Annotated in this window: 16 protein-coding genes; 7 read left to right on the top strand and 9 right to left on the bottom strand. The window is 73.6% G+C overall.

The features are described from left to right. Window positions 1-83: 83 nt before the first annotated feature. Window positions 84-1,157, bottom strand: a complete 1,074-nt coding sequence (locus tag ABD091_RS06240) for an S-adenosylmethionine:tRNA ribosyltransferase-isomerase (protein WP_343916485.1) — start codon at window positions 1,155-1,157, stop codon at window positions 84-86. Then, the gene (locus ABD091_RS06235) at window positions 1,154-1,846 is read right to left on the bottom strand and encodes an SDR family NAD(P)-dependent oxidoreductase (RefSeq protein ID WP_343916483.1); all 693 of its coding nucleotides are present in this window, start codon (window positions 1,844-1,846) and stop codon (window positions 1,154-1,156) included. The genes ABD091_RS06240 and ABD091_RS06235 overlap by 4 nt, the downstream gene beginning before the upstream one ends. 49 nt (window positions 1,847-1,895) lie before the next feature. On the opposite strand from ABD091_RS06235, the gene soxR reads away from it, so the two are divergent. Further along, a complete protein-coding gene (soxR, locus tag ABD091_RS06230; RefSeq protein ID WP_343916481.1) occupies window positions 1,896-2,357 on the top strand; it encodes a redox-sensitive transcriptional activator SoxR in 462 nt (153 codons plus the stop codon). Window positions 2,358-2,434: 77 nt separating this feature from the next. Here soxR and ABD091_RS06225 read toward each other — a convergent pair whose 3' ends face one another. From ABD091_RS06225 to ABD091_RS06215, 3 genes are all read right to left on the bottom strand, one after another. After that, window positions 2,435-3,178, bottom strand: a complete 744-nt coding sequence (locus ABD091_RS06225; protein ID WP_343916479.1) for a phosphoglyceromutase — start codon at window positions 3,176-3,178, stop codon at window positions 2,435-2,437. Beyond that, complete coding sequence (locus ABD091_RS06220; RefSeq protein ID WP_343916477.1) at window positions 3,178-3,702, bottom strand: hypothetical protein; 525 nt, start codon at window positions 3,700-3,702, stop codon at window positions 3,178-3,180. The genes ABD091_RS06225 and ABD091_RS06220 overlap by 1 nt, the downstream gene beginning before the upstream one ends. 62 nt (window positions 3,703-3,764) lie before the next feature. Beyond that, window positions 3,765-4,493 carry a UbiA prenyltransferase family protein gene (locus tag ABD091_RS06215; RefSeq protein ID WP_343916475.1) on the bottom strand — a complete coding sequence of 243 codons (729 nt, stop codon included), beginning with the start codon at window positions 4,491-4,493 and terminating at the stop codon, window positions 3,765-3,767. Between the two features lie 176 nt (window positions 4,494-4,669). On the opposite strand from ABD091_RS06215, the gene ABD091_RS06210 reads away from it, so the two are divergent. Beyond that, window positions 4,670-5,155: a CarD family transcriptional regulator gene (locus ABD091_RS06210; protein WP_107771803.1), complete on the top strand. Its 486-nt coding sequence runs from the start codon at window positions 4,670-4,672 to the stop codon at window positions 5,153-5,155. Window positions 5,156-5,284: 129 nt separating this feature from the next. Continuing rightward, the gene (gene nirD / locus ABD091_RS06205; protein ID WP_343916471.1) at window positions 5,285-5,632 is read left to right on the top strand and encodes a nitrite reductase small subunit NirD; all 348 of its coding nucleotides are present in this window, start codon (window positions 5,285-5,287) and stop codon (window positions 5,630-5,632) included. 10 nt (window positions 5,633-5,642) lie between these two features. Here nirD and ispF read toward each other — a convergent pair whose 3' ends face one another. Next, window positions 5,643-6,137, bottom strand: a complete 495-nt coding sequence (gene ispF, locus ABD091_RS06200) for a 2-C-methyl-D-erythritol 2,4-cyclodiphosphate synthase (RefSeq protein ID WP_343916469.1) — start codon at window positions 6,135-6,137, stop codon at window positions 5,643-5,645. 32 nt (window positions 6,138-6,169) lie between these two features. On the opposite strand from ispF, the gene ABD091_RS06195 reads away from it, so the two are divergent. Further along, window positions 6,170-7,717 (top strand): molybdopterin-dependent oxidoreductase, encoded by a 1,548-nt coding sequence (locus ABD091_RS06195; protein ID WP_343916467.1) that lies wholly within the window; start codon window positions 6,170-6,172, stop codon window positions 7,715-7,717. 13 nt (window positions 7,718-7,730) lie between these two features. Here ABD091_RS06195 and ABD091_RS06190 read toward each other — a convergent pair whose 3' ends face one another. After that, window positions 7,731-8,966: a C39 family peptidase gene (locus ABD091_RS06190; protein ID WP_343916465.1), complete on the bottom strand. Its 1,236-nt coding sequence runs from the start codon at window positions 8,964-8,966 to the stop codon at window positions 7,731-7,733. Window positions 8,967-9,060: 94 nt separating this feature from the next. On the opposite strand from ABD091_RS06190, the gene cysS reads away from it, so the two are divergent. From cysS to ABD091_RS06175, 3 genes are read left to right on the top strand one after another with little or no spacing between them, the layout of a single operon-like run. Next, on the top strand, window positions 9,061-10,437 hold the full coding sequence (gene cysS, locus ABD091_RS06185; RefSeq protein WP_343916463.1) for a cysteine--tRNA ligase: 1,377 nt from the start codon (window positions 9,061-9,063) through the stop codon (window positions 10,435-10,437). Between the two features lie 3 nt (window positions 10,438-10,440). Beyond that, the gene (gene rlmB, locus ABD091_RS06180; protein ID WP_343916461.1) at window positions 10,441-11,400 is read left to right on the top strand and encodes a 23S rRNA (guanosine(2251)-2'-O)-methyltransferase RlmB; all 960 of its coding nucleotides are present in this window, start codon (window positions 10,441-10,443) and stop codon (window positions 11,398-11,400) included. A gap of 44 nt (window positions 11,401-11,444) precedes the next feature. After that, the gene (locus tag ABD091_RS06175) at window positions 11,445-12,956 is read left to right on the top strand and encodes a metallophosphoesterase family protein (RefSeq protein WP_343916459.1); all 1,512 of its coding nucleotides are present in this window, start codon (window positions 11,445-11,447) and stop codon (window positions 12,954-12,956) included. Here ABD091_RS06175 and ABD091_RS06170 read toward each other — a convergent pair. Further along, window positions 12,934-14,148 carry a DUF4032 domain-containing protein gene (locus ABD091_RS06170; protein ID WP_343916457.1) on the bottom strand — a complete coding sequence of 405 codons (1,215 nt, stop codon included), beginning with the start codon at window positions 14,146-14,148 and terminating at the stop codon, window positions 12,934-12,936. The two genes, ABD091_RS06175 and ABD091_RS06170, sit on opposite strands and share 23 nt — an antisense overlap. 9 nt (window positions 14,149-14,157) lie before the next feature. Next, complete coding sequence (gene malQ / locus ABD091_RS06165; RefSeq protein ID WP_343916455.1) at window positions 14,158-16,260, bottom strand: 4-alpha-glucanotransferase; 2,103 nt, start codon at window positions 16,258-16,260, stop codon at window positions 14,158-14,160. Between the last annotated feature and the right edge of the window lie 21 nt (window positions 16,261-16,281).

The following is a 16,281-nucleotide window of genomic DNA, read 5'->3' as shown; positions in this document are numbered from 1 at the left end:
CCCGGCCGTCCGGGGATTCCTGCACTTGTCAGGGGAAGCAACCCCTGACAAGTGCCAGATTCCCCGGTCAGCCGGGGATTCCGTCACCCCCGCATCAGCAGTCCCGCGTCGCCGAACTCGTGCCAGAGGTAGCCCGAGGTCGAGGCGGCGTCGTAGGCCGCCTGGGTGACGGCCGGTCCCGCGACGGCCTCCACCAGCAGCAGGTGGGAGGCGCCAGGGTCGTGCCAGCCGGTGACCAGGCCGTCGACCACGGCGGGCGGTTCGGCGGGGGTGACGACCCGCTCGGTCCAGCCCGACGACGGACGTACGGCGCCGGTCGGGTCGACGGCTGACTCCAGGGCCCGGGTGACCGTCGTGCCGACCGCGACCACCCGGCCTCCCGCCGCGCGGGTCGACGCGACGGCTCGCGCGGTCGCGTCGGGCACGTCGTACCACTCGGGCTGCGGCGCCTCGCCCGCCTCCTGGGAGGAGAAGCCGGTGTGGAGCGTGATCGGCGCGACGGCCACGCCGCCGGCGACCAGCCGGGTCACGAGCCCGGGCGTGAACGGCCGTCCGGCCGACGGCATCTCCGCGCTGCCCGGCACGGTCGAGAACACCGACTGGTAGTCGTCGAGGCCGTAGCTGCGGTCGAGGTAGCCATAGCTGATCGGCCGTCCGTGTCGTCGCAGCGCGGCGTCGAGGTCCCCGGTCACGCCCGCCCGCCACAGCCGGTTGCCGTGGCCGGTGGGCGACGACCCGTCGCGCGGGTACGCCGCCAGCAGCTCGACCTCGGCCCCGCGTCCGACCCGCACCCGCTGGCCGCGCTCGGCGTCCAGCACCGCGCGGGCGGCATCGGGTGCCGTGCGCAGCTCGACGACGCGATCACCCCCGGGCAGCAGGGTGCCCACGTGGAGGACGACCGGACGACCGGCGCCGGCCCCGCGCAGGTGGGCGTCGAGCTGGCCCGCGACGGTCGCGGAGTTGTTGACGACCAGCAGGTCGCCGGCGCGGAGGTGGGCCGGCAGGTCCCGGAACCGGGCGTGCTCGACGCCGTCCGGTCCCGCGACGAGCAGCCGCACGGCGTCCCGGGCGAGGCCGCGGGCCTCGGCCGGGGCCGGGGCGAACGCGTCGGGCGGCGCGGTGAAGGTCGTGGTCGGGCGCTCGGCGAGGAGGCTCATGCCGGCACCACCTCGACGGCCCGGTAGCGCCCCGACGGGGGTCGCTGCTCGACGAGGGCCAGCAACCGGGGTGCGACGGTCTCGGGCAGCGGTCGGTCGGTGATGTCCTCCCCCGGGAAGGCGTCCTGGTGCATCCGGGTCCGCATGTCGCCGGGGTCCACCGCGTAGGCCGCCAGCCCGGTCTCGGCCCCGAAGGTCTGGACGAGGTGGTCGAGCGCGGCCTTCGCGGCGCCGTACGGTCCCCAGGTCTCGTAGTGCTCGACCGCGGCGTCGGAGCTGATGCCGACCACGGCGCCGTGGCGGCGCAGGAGCTGGTGGGCGAGCTCGATCATCAGCGCGGCGTTGGCGTCGGCGGTGCCGCGGATCGTGTCACCGAGCTCGACGGCCGTGAGCTCGCGCAGCGGGCGCATCGGCAGTGGCCCGAGCGTGCTCGCGTTGAGCACGAGCAGGTCGAGGCCGCCGAGGCGGTCGACCGTGGCGACCAGGTCGGCGCGGTGGGTCGCGTCGGCGACGTCGCCGGGGATCGTGGTCACCCCGGGCAGGTCGCCGACGGCCTCGCGCAGCCGTGGGGCCGTCCTCGCGTCGGTCACGACCTGCCAGCCCTCGGTCACGAGCAGCCGCACCAGTGCGAGCCCGAGCCCCTCCGAACCCCCGGTGACGAGGGCGTTCCTCTTGATCTCCTGTGTCATGTCGACCAGTATTGAAGTTCAAGTGAACTTGAGTTCAAGGGGAAGACGGATGGACAGCCACGACCTGATGTCGGTGGGGGACGTGTCGCGCCGCAGCGGCTTCGCCGCCTCGGCGCTGCGCTTCTACGAGGCCGAGGGGCTGATCCACGCCCAGCGGTCCGCCGGTGGTCGACGCCTCTTCGAGCGCAGCACCCTGCGCCGGCTCGCGTTCATCCGGGCGGCCTCCAACGTGGGGCTGACGCTCGGCGAGATCCGCGACGAGCTCGGACGGCTGCCCGACAACCGCACGCCGACCAAGGCCGACTGGACCCGGATCTCACGTCACTGGCGTGCCCGCCTCGACGAGCAGATCGCCGCCCTGGAGCGGCTGCGCGACGGTCTCGACGGTTGCATCGGCTGCGGCTGCCTCTCGCTCCAGCGGTGCTCGATCTACAACCCCGGCGACGTCCTCGCCGCCTCCGACGACGCGCCCGGCGCCGCCCGGCTCCCGGCGGTGCTCAGGAGGGGATGACGCGGTAGTCCGGTTGATATGTGTCGCGATCCGCCCGGATCGCAGCACAAATCAACCGGACTACCGCGACGACGGCGTCAGCGGCCCTGGTTGGCGACGGCGGCGGCGGCCTCGGCGGCCGCCTCGGGGTCGAGGTAGCGGCCGCCGGTGACGGTCGGACGCATCTCGTCGTCGAGCTCGTAGACCAGCGGCATGCCGGTGGGGATGTTGAGGCCGGCGATGTCGTCGTCGCTGATGCCGTCGAGGTGCTTCACGATCGCCCGCAGGCTGTTGCCGTGGGCCGCGACGAGGACGGTGTGGCCGGCCTGCAGGTCCGGGACCACGCCGGACTCCCAGTGGGGGAGCATCCGGGCGATGACGTCCTTGAGGCACTCGGTCCGCGGGAGCTCGTCGCCGAGGTCGGCGTAGCGAGGGTCGCCCGCCTGCGAGTAGTCGTCGGAGTCGTCGAGCGGCGGGGGCGGCACGTCGAAGGAGCGCCGCCAGGTCATGAACTGCTCCTCGCCGTACTGCTCGAGGGTCTGCTTCTTGTCCTTGCCCTGCAGCGCGCCGTAGTGGCGCTCGTTGAGGCGCCAGGACCGGCGCACCGGGATCCAGTGGCGGTCGGCCGCGTCGAGGGCGAGGTGGGCGGTGGTGATCGCCCGCCGCTGCAGCGAGGTGTGCACGACGTCGGGCAGGATCCCGGCGTCGACGAGCTGCTGGCCGCCCGCGACGGCCTCGCCGCGACCCTTCTCGGTCAGGTCGACGTCGACCCACCCGGTGAACAGGTTCTTGGCGTTCCACTCGCTCTCGCCGTGGCGGAGCAGGACCAGCGTGTGTGTCATCAGTGCTCTCCCACCGGCTCGGCCTCCTCGCAGTCCCCGCCGACGCCGTCCAGCCCCGCGTAGTCACCGCAGTTCGGGACGACCAGCACGTCCACCCGCACGACCTGGCCCCCCGAGATCTCGACGGTCATGGGGATCACGTTGCCGGCCGCGACGCCCTCACCCTCGACGGCGACGTCCGTGACGTCCTCGGCCGCGAGGTTGACGTAGGACCCGGGCGCGACCTCGATCGGCGAGAAGTCGCCGACCTCGCCCTCCTCCGGGTCGTCGACCGAGAGCGACTCGAGCGTCGTCGGCTCGGCGGGGTCGTTGTTCGACAGCGTCGCCACGAAGACGCCGGAACCGTCCTCGGCGGAGACGATGATCGCGTTGAGGACGTCGAGCGTCGCGTCGCGCTGGGTCGCGCCGTTGGCGACCGTGTTGACCCGGTTGGTCGCGAGGTCGAAGCCGCACGAGGTGAGGGGGGCGGTCAGCAGGACCGCGCCGAGCGCGAGACGTACGGCGGCGGGGCGTCGCAGGTGCATGCCCGCATGCTATCGGTCGTCCGCGCCGGCTCCTCACGGCGGCTGAGGCTCCGCGCCTCGCGTCACTGCCGCAGGCCGACCTGCGACCCGGCGAGGAGCAGCGCGCCGAGGGTGAGCGCGGTGAGCACGCCGGTGATCCAGAGCAGGCGCGGCGCGCCGACCCGGAGGGCGATCCGCAGCGGCAGGTGGCGGCGGCCCGCCTCGTGGTCGGCGACCAGTCCGGGCAGCGACGTCAGGACGTGGACGAGGACGCCGAGCACGGCGGCGAGGACGGTGACCGAGATCTCCGGGGGCGTCTCGGCGCCGTCGCCGGCCCAGCCGCCGTAGGCGAGGAACGCCGGGTAGAGGGCCCAGGACGCAGCCCACGGCAGCCAGGAGAGCCAGCCGTGGCGCAGCACGACCAGGCCGAGCAGCGCGATCGCGAGCGCCGCGAGGTAGGAGGCGCCCGCCCACAGGCCGTGGGACATGGCGAGGGGTACGACGAGCAGCAGCCCGCAGGTCAGGGCGAAGCCGAGGTCGCCGGCTGCGAGGAGGTCCTGCGCGACCGGCTTGTCGGCCCGGCCCTCGGCGGTGTCGCGACGACGGTCGACGAGGTCGTTGGCCCAGCCGAGCACGCACTGGCCGACCAGGGCGGTCAGCAGCACCATGCCGACCTCGCGGGCCGGGCGCCCGCTCAGGGTCGCGGCGAGCGCGAGGCCGGCGGCGGTGGCCATGCCGACGCGGGGATGGGCGGCCGCGAGGAGCAGGGACGGCAGGCTCGCGCGGTCCGCCACGGGGCTCGTCGAGGACATGCCCCGCAGTATCGACCACGGCGCCGCCAACGGCCCGCAACCGCAGGAAATCGCGCGCGCCACCACACGATCTGCAGTTCTGTCAAGCCCGGATATCGGCCCTGACCTGCGCAAACGCATCGGAGGCACTCTCCGGAGCGTGATATGATCGACATCTGGAAAGGGGTACTTCACATATGACTTTCACCGTCGGCGAAACGGTTGTCTATCCAAATCACGGGGCCGCAGTCATCGAGGACATCGAGATGCGGAAGATCAAGGGAGAGGACCGTCAGTACCTCGTTCTGAGGATCGTCGCCCAGCAGGACCTGGTGGTCCGGGTCCCGGCCTGCAACCTCGATCTCGTCGGGGTCCGAGACGTCGTCGACAAGGAGGGCCTCGACCGTGTGTTCGACGTCCTTCGTGCCGCCCACGTCGAGGAGCCGACCAACTGGTCGCGCCGCTACAAGGCGAACCTCGAGAAGCTCCACAGCGGCGACGTCATGAAGGTCGCCGAGGTCGTGCGCGACCTGTGGCGCCGCGAGCGTGACCGCGGCCTGTCGGCCGGCGAGAAGCGGATGCTGGCCAAGGCGCGCCAGATCCTGGTCTCCGAGCTCGCGCTCGCCGAGAAGACCAACGAGGACAAGGCCGAGGCCATGCTCGACGAGGTCCTGGCTTCCTGATCACCCGCTGAACCGTCCGCGAGGCCCCCGCCGCCACCAGGCTGCGGGGGCCTCGTGCGTCCGGGCTTGTCACACACGCGAAACACGGCCCGATGGTCGCTGAAACACCTGATTCCTAGGTTCACGCAGGTGAGCGCCACCGACCAGGACTTCCTGCCGGTGTGCCGCGTGGAGGACCTCGAGGTCGAGCGGGGGGCGACCGCGCTGGTCCACGGGCAGGCGATCGCACTGTTCCGCACGCCGGACGGACGCGTCCACGCGCTCTCCAACCACGACCCCTACTCCCACACCACGAGCCTGGCGCGCGGCATCGTCGGCCGCCGCGGGGACGTCCCCTTCGTGGCCTCGCCGCGCCACGGCCACGCCTTCGACCTCCGCACCGGCCGCTGCCTCGACGACGCCGGCGTCGCTGTCGCCGTCTACGAGGTCCGGGTCCGCGGCGGGATGGTGACCGTCGGCCCCCGCCGCCACCTCTGAGCGCGCCGCGTCAGTCGGCGACCAGCAGGGCGGTGGCGATGGCGGCGACGCCCTCGCCGCGGCCGGTCAGGCCGAGGCCGTCGGTGGTGGTGGCCGAGACCGAGACGGGCGCACCGACGGCGGCGGAGAGGGCCTGCTCGGCCTCCTCCCGGCGCGGACCGAGCCGGGGCCGGTTGCCGATGACCTGGACCGCGACGTTGCCGACGCCCCAACCCGCGGCCCGCACCCGGCGTACGGTCTCCTCGAGGAGCACGACGCCCGCAGCGCCCGCCCACTGCGGCTCCGACGTCCCGTAGTTGCTGCCCAGGTCGCCGAGGCCGGCCGCCGACAGCAGGGCGTCGCAGGCGGCGTGGGCGGCGACGTCGGCGTCGGAGTGGCCCTCGAGCCCCTGCGGCTCGTCGGGCCACGCGAGCCCGGCGAGGTGCATCGGGACGCCGTCGACGAGGCGGTGGACGTCGGTGCCGACGCCGACACGGAAGGCAGGGGCTGGACCGGTGGAGTGCACGAGGTGATCATGCCTGAGGGACAATCTCACCCATGAGGACGAACCGGGGCGCGTGGATGCTCGCCGGACTGGTCGCCGGAGCGGCCGGGCTGGCGACCAGCTATGCGGTCGCCGCCGTGATGGCGGTGCGTGACTCGCCCGTGGTCGCGGTCGCGGAGCTGGTGATCCGGCTGGCGCCGGGCGCAGCGGTCGAGCGGGCGATCGACTCGCTCGGCGCTGCGGACAAGCCGCTGCTCGTCGGCGGCATCCTCGTCCTGCTCGCCGTCGCCTTCGCGTGGGCAGGCCTGCTGGCCAGACGTCGCTGGTGGGCCGCGTCGCTGGTCTTCGGCGGGCTCGCCGCCGTCGGCGTCGCCGCCGTCGCGATCCAGGACCAGCCCTCCGCGATGTCCTACCTGCCGATCGCGGCCGGCCTGGTCACCTGGTTGGGGGTGCTGAGCATCCTCGCCACCCGGCTCCGCGCGCTGGAGGACCCGCAGCCCGGCTTCGGCCAGGGCCCGCCGATCGACGCCGCCGCCGGCCGCCGCGGCTTCCTCTTCGGGGTCGGGTCGGTCGTGCTGGTCTCCGCCGGGCTCGGCGTGCTGGGCCGGTTCTGGGGGCGCAGCCGGCGTCGGGTCGAGGAGAGCCGCAGCCTGCTGCGGATCCCGCGGGTCACCGAGCCCAAGGTGCCCGGGAGGGCCCGGGTCGGCCTGGCGGGCGTCTCGTCGTGGCAGACCTCGGAGGAGGACTTCTACCTCATCCACACCGCCATCGCGCTGCCGACGATCGAGCCGGAGGAGTGGTCGCTCCGCATCCACGGCATGGTCGACCGCCCCGTCACCCTGACCTACCAGGACCTGCTCGACCGCAAGCGCTCGGAGGCCTGGATCACGCTCAACTGCGTCTCCAACGTCGTCGGCGGCGACCTGATCGGCAACGCCTGGTGGAGCGGCGTACGGCTCGCCGACCTGCTGGAGGAGGCAGGCGTCCGGCCCGGCGCCGACGCGCTGCTGCAGACCTCCGACGACGGCTGGACGTGCGGCACGCCGATCTCGGCGGTCACCGACGGGCGCGACGCGATGCTGGCGCTGGCGATGAACGGCCGGCCGCTGCCGGTCGAGCACGGGTTCCCGGTCCGCACGATCGTGCCGGGGCTCTACGGCTTCGTCTCGGCCACGAAGTGGCTGGTCGACATCGAGGTGACCACGTTCGACGACTTCGACGCCTACTGGACGACCAAGGGCTGGTCCGAGCAGGCGCCGGTCCGGCTCGCCTCGCGGATCGACGTGCCGCGCGGCGGCAGCGACGTCGAGGCCGGCCAGGTCCGGGTCGGCGGCGTCGCGTGGCAGCAGCACGTCGGGATCGCCGGCGTCGAGGTCTCCGTCGATGGCGGCGCCTGGCAGTCGGTCGAGATCGCCGCGCCGCCCACCGACGACACCTGGGTCCAGTGGGCCGGCACCGTCGACCTCGCCCCCGGCGACCACGTCCTCCGGGTCCGGGCGACCAGCAAGGACGGCGAGGTGCAGACCGGCACCGAGCGCAGCGTCCTCCCCGACGGCGCCACCGGCTGGCACGAGGTCGAGGTCACCGCGCGCGAGGCCTGATCACCGGGCCTGATCACCAGTTGCCGGAGGGGCTCCTCGGCAGCGGGTGGTCGGCGTCGGTGATGACGTAGACCAGGCCGCCGGACGTCGGCAGCCAGACGTCCTCGAACTGGCCGCGGTCATAGGTACGCCGCACGCCGCTGGTGGTCTGGGCGGCGGGGTCGTTGACGACGACGTCGCCGCTGCGCGTGAAGCCGCGGATCACGAGCAGGTGACCGGCGGTGCTGGAGATCGGCGCGCCGTCGAGCTCGCCCGGCGAGAACGACACCGACGCGACGACGGGGATGCCCGCGGCGACCAGCCGCTCCGCCTCGCGCAGGCTGCGCAGCCGGGTCACGAACGACGGGCCGCCGGTCAGCGAGGCGGCGTACGCCGTGTTGAACGGCCAGTTGCCGGCGCCGTCGTAGCGGTAGTCGTAGACCGAGCGCGCGGCGTGGTCGACCCACGGCTGCGGGTGGCCGTCCCCGACCCACGCATAGGCACGTCGCTTCGGCAGCGCGCCGTAGCGGCCGAGCACCATCGAGGTCGACGTCGGGGAGCACCACGCCTGACCGCCGTTGCCCCACTGGGGGTAGTGGCCGGAGTGGACCATCTGGGAGTACCTCGGGACCTCGAGCACGACGTTGTCCTCGCCCGAGGCGACGCCCGGGGCCGAGGTGGTCACGCCGTCGACGTCGGGGAGCCGCGAGGCCATCGCGCCGACGGCGCGGACGTTCGGCTGGGCGTCACCGGCCCGCAGGAGGGTGACCCGCAGCTGCCACGCGACCGCACCGCCGGGCACCTGCCAGGTGTCGACGTTGACGTCGGCGAGGTCGTCGCCCTGCCCGCCCACCGACGTCCGCCGGACGTGGGAGTCGCCGGCGGCCCAGCGGGCGAGCGTGTCCCAGCTGGAGGTGCGGCCGGCGGCGTTGCGGCCGCGGACCTGCACCTCGACCAGGCTGTTGCCGGGCGTCCGGGCGGTCCACGAGGCGATCAGCTCGGTGAGGGCGAAGCCCGGCTCGGTCCACGGCGACGCCCACCGCCCGAGGTCGTAGGTGGTGCCGCCCATCGTGCGGGTGCCGGCGGGCTTGCCGATCCGGAGCCGGCCCTGGCGCATCCGGGTGCCGTGGAAGGCGCCGTCCTTGAGCCCGGCCTGACGCCACTCGTCGTAGCGGACCTTCCGGGGGTTCGCGGCCGGGGCGGCCTCGGCGGGCGCGACCGCGGTCAGCGGGAGCGCGAGGGCGAGGGCGAGCAGCAGCCGGGGAAGCATGCGGTCGAGGGTACGTCGCTTCGTCACTCCTGTCCCACGAGTCACATGATCCGTCGATGCCGGGGAGTGACCCCGGTTTCCCTAGAATCGGCGGGTGACCCTCCGACTCCACGACACGGCGACCCGCGACGTCCGCGACTTCGTCCCGCTCCGGGACGGACACGCGAGCATCTACGTCTGCGGCCTCACCGTGCAGTCGGAGCCCCACGTCGGCCACGTCCGCTCGGCGGTCAACTTCGACGTCCTGCGCCGGTGGCTGGAGCACCGCGGGCTCGAGGTCGACTTCATCCGCAACGTCACCGACATCGACGACAAGATCCTGCGCAAGGCCGAGGAGCAGGGCCTCCACTGGTACGAGCTCGCGCAGCGGATGCACCACGAGCTCGACGACGTGCTCGCCTCGATCAACGTCCGCCGGCCGACCTACGAGCCCGGTGCGACCGGCCACGTCCCCGAGATCCTCGAGCTGATCGACGTGCTCGTCGAGAAGGGCCACGCCTACGCCGCGGAGGACGGCTCGGGCGACGTCTACTTCGACGTCCGGTCGTGGCCGTCGTACGGCGAGCTGACCCGCCAGGCGCTCGACGACATGGAGCCCGCCGGCGACGCCGACCCCCGGGGCAAGCGCGACCCGCGCGACTTCGCGCTCTGGAAGGGCGCGAAGGAGACCGAGCCCGCCACCGCCTCCTGGCCCTCGGCCTACGGCCGCGGTCGTCCCGGCTGGCACATCGAGTGCTCGGCGATGGCCCGGAAGTACCTCGGCCCCGCCTTCGACATCCACGGCGGCGGCGTCGACCTGCGCTTCCCCCACCACGAGAACGAGCAGGCCCAGTCGCGTGCGGCCGGTGACGGGTTCGCGGCCTACTGGCTCCACAACGCGTGGATCACCACCGCCGGCGAGAAGATGAGCAAGTCGCTCGGCAACTCGCTGCTGGTGCCGAACGTGCTCGAGCGGGTCCGCGGCGTCGAGCTGCGCTACTACATGGTCAGCGCCCACTACCGCTCCACCGTCGAGTTCTCCTTCGAGGCGCTCGAGGAGGCGGCCGGCGCCTTCCGGCGGGTCGAGTCGTTCCTCGACCGGGTCGGGGCGACGGTGGCCGGTGAGGTCCCCGACGCGTTCGCCGCGGCGATGGACGACGACCTCGGGACGCCCGCGGCCCTGGCCGTGCTGCACGAGCAGGTGCGCGAGGGGAACCGGGTGCTGGCCGCGGGCGAGCCCGCCGACGCGATCGCCGCCGCGGTCCTCGCGATGCTCGACGTGCTCGGGCTGAACCCGGCGGACTTCGCGACCTCCGGCGGTGACGAGAAGCTGACCGGCGTCGTCGACGTGCTCGTGCAGGGCCTGCTCGAGGAGCGGACCACCGCGCGCGCCGACAAGGACTGGGCGCGCGCCGACGCGATCCGTGACCGGCTCAAGGCCGCCGGCGTCGAGATCGAGGACACCCCCGACGGCCCGAAGTGGAGCGTGTGACCAGTGGCAGGTAACAGCCAGCGCAAGGGCTCGATCCGCAAGAGCTCGAAGAAGCCCACCGCGGGCTCGGGAGGGCGCGTCAAGCGCGGTCTCGAGGGCAAGGGGCCGACGCCGAAGGCGAAGGACCGTCCCAACCACAAGGTCTACAAGGCGAGGCAGGCGGCCGAGAAGCAGCAGCAGCGACGCCCGAAGCGGCGTACGTCGAGCGACGCCGAGTGGGTCGCGGGGCGCAACTCGGTCGTCGAGGTGCTGCGCGCGGGCATCCCGGTCTCCGGGGTCTACGTCGCCGAGGGCACCGAGCGTGACGGCCGGCTGCGCGAGGTCTTCCGCCTCGCCGCCGAGAAGGGCATCAGCCTGCTCGAGGTCACCAAGAACGAGCTCGACCGCCACACCGACGGCGCCGTCCACCAGGGCCTCGCCGCCCGGCTCCCGTCCTACGACTACGCCCACCCCGACGACCTGCTGGAGCGGGCGCGCGAGGCGGGCGAGCCGCCGCTGATCGTCATGCTCGACTCGGTCACCGACCCGCGCAACCTCGGCGCCGTCGTCCGCAGCGCGTCGGGCTTCGGCGCCCACGGCGTCGTCATCCCCGAGCGGCGCGCCGCCGGCATGACCGCCTCGGCGTGGAAGACCAGCGCCGGTGCGGCGGCCCGGATCCCCGTCGCCCAGACGGTCAACCTGACCCGCCAGCTCAAGGCCTACCAGGACGCGGGCTGCATGGTCGTGGGCCTGGCCGCCGACGGCGACGTCTCGCTGCCCGCGCTGGTCGCCCCCGGTGGGCTCGCCGACGGGCCGCTGGTGGTCGTCGTCGGCGCCGAGGGCGACGGGCTCTCCCGGCTGGTCGCCGAGAGCTGCGACCAGCTGGTCTCGATCCCGATGGCCAACGACCTCGAGTCGCTCAACGCCGGTGTCGCCGCCTCGGTGACCCTCTACGCGATCGCGCAGGCCCGGGCATCCGCCTGACCCGTCCGAACCGGCGCACCCTCGCCCACGGCCTGCTGCTGGCCGTGGTCTGGGCGGTCACGTCGGCGATCGCGGGCTGGGGCTTCTTCCTCGACTCCGAGCGTGAGGTGGTCGTGGCCAGTCACGACGCCGTCGTACGGCCGACCGTCGACGGGCTGGTCACCGTCCGGACCGGGCCGGTGCTGCCGGACCTCCGGCTCGACTCGGGGCAGACGCTCGGCGTCGAGGTCACGCTGGGCAAGACCACCGCGACGACCACGGGCGAGCTGGTCCAGCGCTACGCGCTCATCGCCAGCCAGCCCGAGGGCTCGATCGCACGGGTCGAGGCCGCGGTGCGGGAGATGGCGATCGGCGCCGCCCTGCGCGGCGGGCTGGTCGGGCTGGTGCCCGTCGGTGTGTGGCTCCTCCTCGGACGCCGCCGGCGCCACGAGCTGTGGACGCTGGCGCGGTCGCCGCGCAGCGTCGCCGTGGTGACCGTCCTCGCGGTGACCGGCGTCGTGATCTGGGAGCCGTGGGCCGACCAGACCCCGGCGGTCGAGGACCAGCAGACCTGGCTCACGCTGCAGCAGTTCGTCGGCCGCGACTTCCTGGTCCCCGAAGCCGCGGCGGCCGTCGAGATCCGCAGCGACCCGACGGCCCTCGACACCCGCCGGCTCGTCGAGAGCGCGATCTCCACCTACGAGAAGTCCCTCGACTTCTACGACCAGGCGGCCTCACGGGCCGCGGACCTCGAGCTGCGCGAGCCCGCCGAGGACGAGACCGTCGCGGTGCTGGTCTCCGACCGCCACGACAACATCGGCATGGACCGGGTCGCCCGCGCGATCGGCGACCGCGCCGGGGCGACCGCGGTGCTCGACGCCGGCGACGACACCTCGACCGGCTCGTCGTGGGAGGCCTTCAGCCTCGACTCGCTCGCCGCGGCCTTCGCCGAGGGCTACGAGCGCTACGCCGTCACCGGCAACCACGACCACGGCGACTTCGTCGGCGACTACCTCACCGACCTCGGCTGGGAGGTCCTCGACGACGAGATCGTCGACGTCCCCGGGATGGGCCGGCTGGCCGGCATCCCCGACCCGCGCTCCAGCGGGCTGGGCAACTGGCGCGACGAGACCGGGCTCGGGTTCGGCGAGGTCGCCGCACGCTTCAGCGACGCCCTCTGCGACGCCGACGACCGGGTCGCCACGGTGCTCGTCCACGACACCGACCTCGCCCGCGACGCGCTCGACCGCGGCTGCGTCGACCTCGTCGTCGGCGGCCACGTCCACGTGAGGATCGGGCCGACGCGCGTCGCGGCCCCGGACGGCCGGGTGGGCTACGACTACACGACCGGGACGACCGGCGGGGCGGCCTACGCCATCGCGATCGGGAGCAAGCCGCGACGCGACGCGATGGTCTCGCTCATCACCTACCGCGACGACCGGCCCGTCGGGATCCAGTCCGTGACCCTGCAGACCAACGGCGGGTTCGTCGTCGACGCCTGGGAGCCGCTCGACCTGTCGCCCTCCGAGCCGCCCTCGGGGCCGCCCTCGAGCGCTACTCGGGAGCGACGGCCGTGACGGCCTCCTCCGGCTTCGCGCTGAGGATCTTCTCGATGTAGTCGCGGGCGGTCTCGGTGAGGCTGACCTCGCGGCCGGCGCGCTCGGAGAGGTACCACCGGTGGACGAGCAGCTCGTGGAAGATCTCGGCGGGCTCGAGCTTGCCGCGGGCCTCGGGTGGCACCATCGCCATCAGCGGCTCGTAGACCTCGGTCAACCAGCGGTTGGCGACCAGCGCCCGGTCCTCCCGGCCGAGGTCCTTGGCGGCGGTGTAGGCCGCGATGTCGTTGAGCATCCGCCGCGCCTGCGCGTCCTCGGCGTACATCCCGGTCAGGCCCTGCAGCTCCCGCGAGTGGTGGCCGAGCTCGACGACGCGCGGCTGGATCCGGATCTGGTCGCCGTCGAAGTCGGTCACGATGTCGATCTCCTCGACGTCGAAGCCGAGGTCGTTGAGCCGCTCGATGCGCTGCTCGATGCGCCACATGTCGCCGGAGGGGAACTCCTCCTCGCCGGTCAGCTCGTCCCAGAGGGCGTTGTAGCGCTGCTCGACCATGTCGACGATCTCCCACGCGTCGACCTGCTCGTCGAGCTGGCCGCTGGCCTGGAGGTCGAGCAGCTCGGCGTAGACGTTCTCGCAGCCGACGCGCACGTCGTACTCGCGCATCGACTTCGACAGGCTGTCCTTGAGCTCGCCGGTCTCGGCGTCGACGAGGTAGGCGGCGAAACCGCCCGCGCTGCGCCGGAAGAGGACGTTGGAGAGCGAGACGTCGCCCCAGTAGAAGTCGGTGAGGTGGAGCCGCACGAGCAGCACCACCAGGGCGTCGACGAGGTTGGGCAGGCTCTCGGCGGAGAGGCCGTGGCAGAAGAGGCTGCGGTAGGGGAGCGAGAAGCGGAGGTGCTCGGTCAGGAGCGCGGCAGGCAGCTCCTCGCCGTCGGCGTCCTCGCGGCCGGTGACGACGCCCTGGGGGACGACCGCGGGCAGGCCCATGCGCTGCAGGTCGCGCAGCAGGCGGTACTCCCGGAAGGCGATGTCCTCGACCGTCTCCTTGACCGCGTAGACGCGGTCCTTGAGCCGCACGATGCGCACGACGTGGCGCGACAGGCCGCGGGGGAGCGGGACGACGTAGTCGTCGCTCCACTCCTCCAGCGGCACCGACCACGGCAGCGTCACGATCGCCGGGTCGGGCCGGCTCGCCACGATGCGGAGGGCCATGGGAAGAGACTAGGGCTGCGAGAGCCGGGCCGCGAGGTCGCGAGCCCGGGCGGAGGCCGGCAGGTCCTCCAGCAGCAGCGGCTCGCCGTCGGGGCCGGAGAGCGGGACCCGCCAGTTGGGGTACTCCCGATGGGTGCCGGGCTGGTTCTGCGTACGCCGGTCGCCGACCAGGTCGCTGACCATGACGCCGAGCAGCCGGCTGGGGGAGCGGGCCAGCAGCTCGTGGAGCGCGGCGACGGTCTCCTCCTCCGACGCACCCTCGGTGAGCATCCCGCGGCTGCGGAGCTCGGCGAGGAAGGTCTCGCGCTCCCGCTCGCTGACGGCGAGCTCCTCGGTGACGGTGCGGGTCAGCAGGCCGAGCGAGTCGCGCAGCCGGACGTGCTCACCGGCGAGGTAGCCCGCCGTCGGGGGCAGGTCGTGGGTCGTGACGGTGGCCAGGCAGAGCTCGCGCCAGGTCTCGGGCGGCCGCGGCCGGTCGCCGTCCATCTCGAACCACAGGATGGACGTGCCGAGCACGCCGCGGCCCGCGAGGTAGTCGCGCACGAACGGCTCGACGACGCCGAGGTCCTCGCCGACGACGAACGCGCCGGCCCGCTCGGCCTCGAGCAGCAGGATCGAGACCATCGCCTCGTGGTCGTAGCGCAGGTAGGCGCCTTGCGAGGCGGCGTCACCGTGCGGGATGCACCAGAGCCGGAAGAGCCCCATGACGTGGTCGATGCGCAGCCCGCCCGCGTGCCGCAGCGCCGCCCGCAGCACGGCCCGGTAGGGGGCATAACCGAGCTCGGCGAGGACGTCGGGACGCCACGGCGGCTGGGACCAGTCCTGGCCGATCTGGTTGAACGCGTCGGGTGGGGCGCCCACGGTCAGGCCACGCGCGAGCGCCGGTCCGAGGGTCCACACCTCGGCCCCGGCCGGGTGGACCCCGACCGCGAGGTCGGTCACCAGCCCGACGGACATGCCGGCGTCGATCGCGGCGGCGTGGGCGGCGGCGAGCTGCTCGTCGGCGACCCACTGGAGCCAGCAGAAGAAGTCGACCCGGTCGGCCAGCCGCCCGGCCGCCGCCGCCACCTCGGCCGACGCCGGGTCGCGCAGCCCCTCGGGCCACTCCTGGCCGTGGAGGTCCTCGGCGAGCGCGCACCAGGTCGCGAACTGGCGCAGCTCCGGGCCCTGGTCGGCCAGGAAGGCCTCGTAGGCGGCCTGGCGCTCCGGCGACCGGGCGACGTCGTGGACGAGGTCGAGGGCGGCCAGCTTGGCGGCGTACGACGCCTGCCGGTCGAGCAGGCCGTCGGCGTCGTCGACGGCGTCCTCCCGGAGCGCGTCGACCCGCTCCCGGTCAGACGCGGGGAGCCCCGCGAGCTCGGGGACGTCGGTGACCCGGACGTAGAGCGGGTTGAGGTAGCGGCGCGAGGTCGGCAGGTAGGGGGAGTCCTCGACCGGGGGCACGGGCTCCGCCGCGTGGAGCGGGTTGACCAGCACGAAGGCCGCCCCGAGGTCGCCGCCCCACTCGCCGAGGGCCGCGAGGTCACCGAAGTCGCCGATGCCCCACGACGCACGGGAGCGCACGGAGTAGAGCTGGGTCATCAGTCCCCACGCCTGGCGGCCGAGGGCCGGGGGCAGCTCCAGCCGGTCGGGGGCGAGCACGAGCAGGCCCTCCTGGCTCGCGGCGCCGCTCGTCGCCCGGATCGTGTGGTAGCCGGTCGGCAGGTCGTCGGGGAGGACGAACCGCGCCTGGCCGGTCAGGACGCCGTCGACCTCGCGCGGTTCGACGTGGTGGTCGACCTGGCGGGCGTCCACGACGGCGCCGTGCTCGGTCACGACCTGCACCGCCAGCGGCTGGCCGTGGGTCACGTGGGCGACCACGTCGACCGGGTGGCCGGCGCGACCGACGGTCACCGGCGCGACCATCCGCCGCCACGGCGCCAGGTCGTGGGCCGCCAGCGCGGCCCGGACCGACTCCTCGCTCGACGCGTCGACGTCGAGGGCGCCGAGCAGCGCCTGGGCGGTCGAGACCTGGACCGGCACGTGGTTGCCCTGCCAGTCCCAGTAGTCGCGCGACACGCCGTACCGGTCGCAGAGCTCGGCGAGGGCGGGCCAGTCGTCGACACGGGTCACGAGGAGAGCCTAGGCACTCCG

Origin of the sequence: Nocardioides aestuarii (assembly GCF_039527245.1) — a bacterium.
GTDB classification, from domain to species: Bacteria; Actinomycetota; Actinomycetes; order Propionibacteriales; family Nocardioidaceae; genus Nocardioides; species Nocardioides aestuarii.
This window is presented reverse-complemented; position numbering and strand designations above follow the sequence as displayed.

Coding starts and splice junctions, on each gene's coding strand:
- soxR (WP_343916481.1), top strand. CDS start 1,896: ATGGACAGCCACGACCTGATGTCGGTGGGGGACGTGTCGCGCCGCAGC.
- ABD091_RS06225 (WP_343916479.1), bottom strand. CDS start 3,178: ATGACACACACGCTGGTCCTGCTCCGCCACGGCGAGAGCGAGTGGAAC.
- ABD091_RS06170 (WP_343916457.1), bottom strand. CDS start 14,148: ATGGCCCTCCGCATCGTGGCGAGCCGGCCCGACCCGGCGATCGTGACG.
- ABD091_RS06220 (WP_343916477.1), bottom strand. CDS start 3,702: ATGCACCTGCGACGCCCCGCCGCCGTACGTCTCGCGCTCGGCGCGGTC.
- ABD091_RS06210 (WP_107771803.1), top strand. CDS start 4,670: ATGACTTTCACCGTCGGCGAAACGGTTGTCTATCCAAATCACGGGGCC.
- ABD091_RS06195 (WP_343916467.1), top strand. CDS start 6,170: ATGAGGACGAACCGGGGCGCGTGGATGCTCGCCGGACTGGTCGCCGGA.
- ABD091_RS06190 (WP_343916465.1), bottom strand. CDS start 8,966: ATGCTTCCCCGGCTGCTGCTCGCCCTCGCCCTCGCGCTCCCGCTGACC.
- ABD091_RS06240 (WP_343916485.1), bottom strand. CDS start 1,157: ATGAGCCTCCTCGCCGAGCGCCCGACCACGACCTTCACCGCGCCGCCC.
- ABD091_RS06215 (WP_343916475.1), bottom strand. CDS start 4,493: ATGTCCTCGACGAGCCCCGTGGCGGACCGCGCGAGCCTGCCGTCCCTG.
- ABD091_RS06235 (WP_343916483.1), bottom strand. CDS start 1,846: ATGACACAGGAGATCAAGAGGAACGCCCTCGTCACCGGGGGTTCGGAG.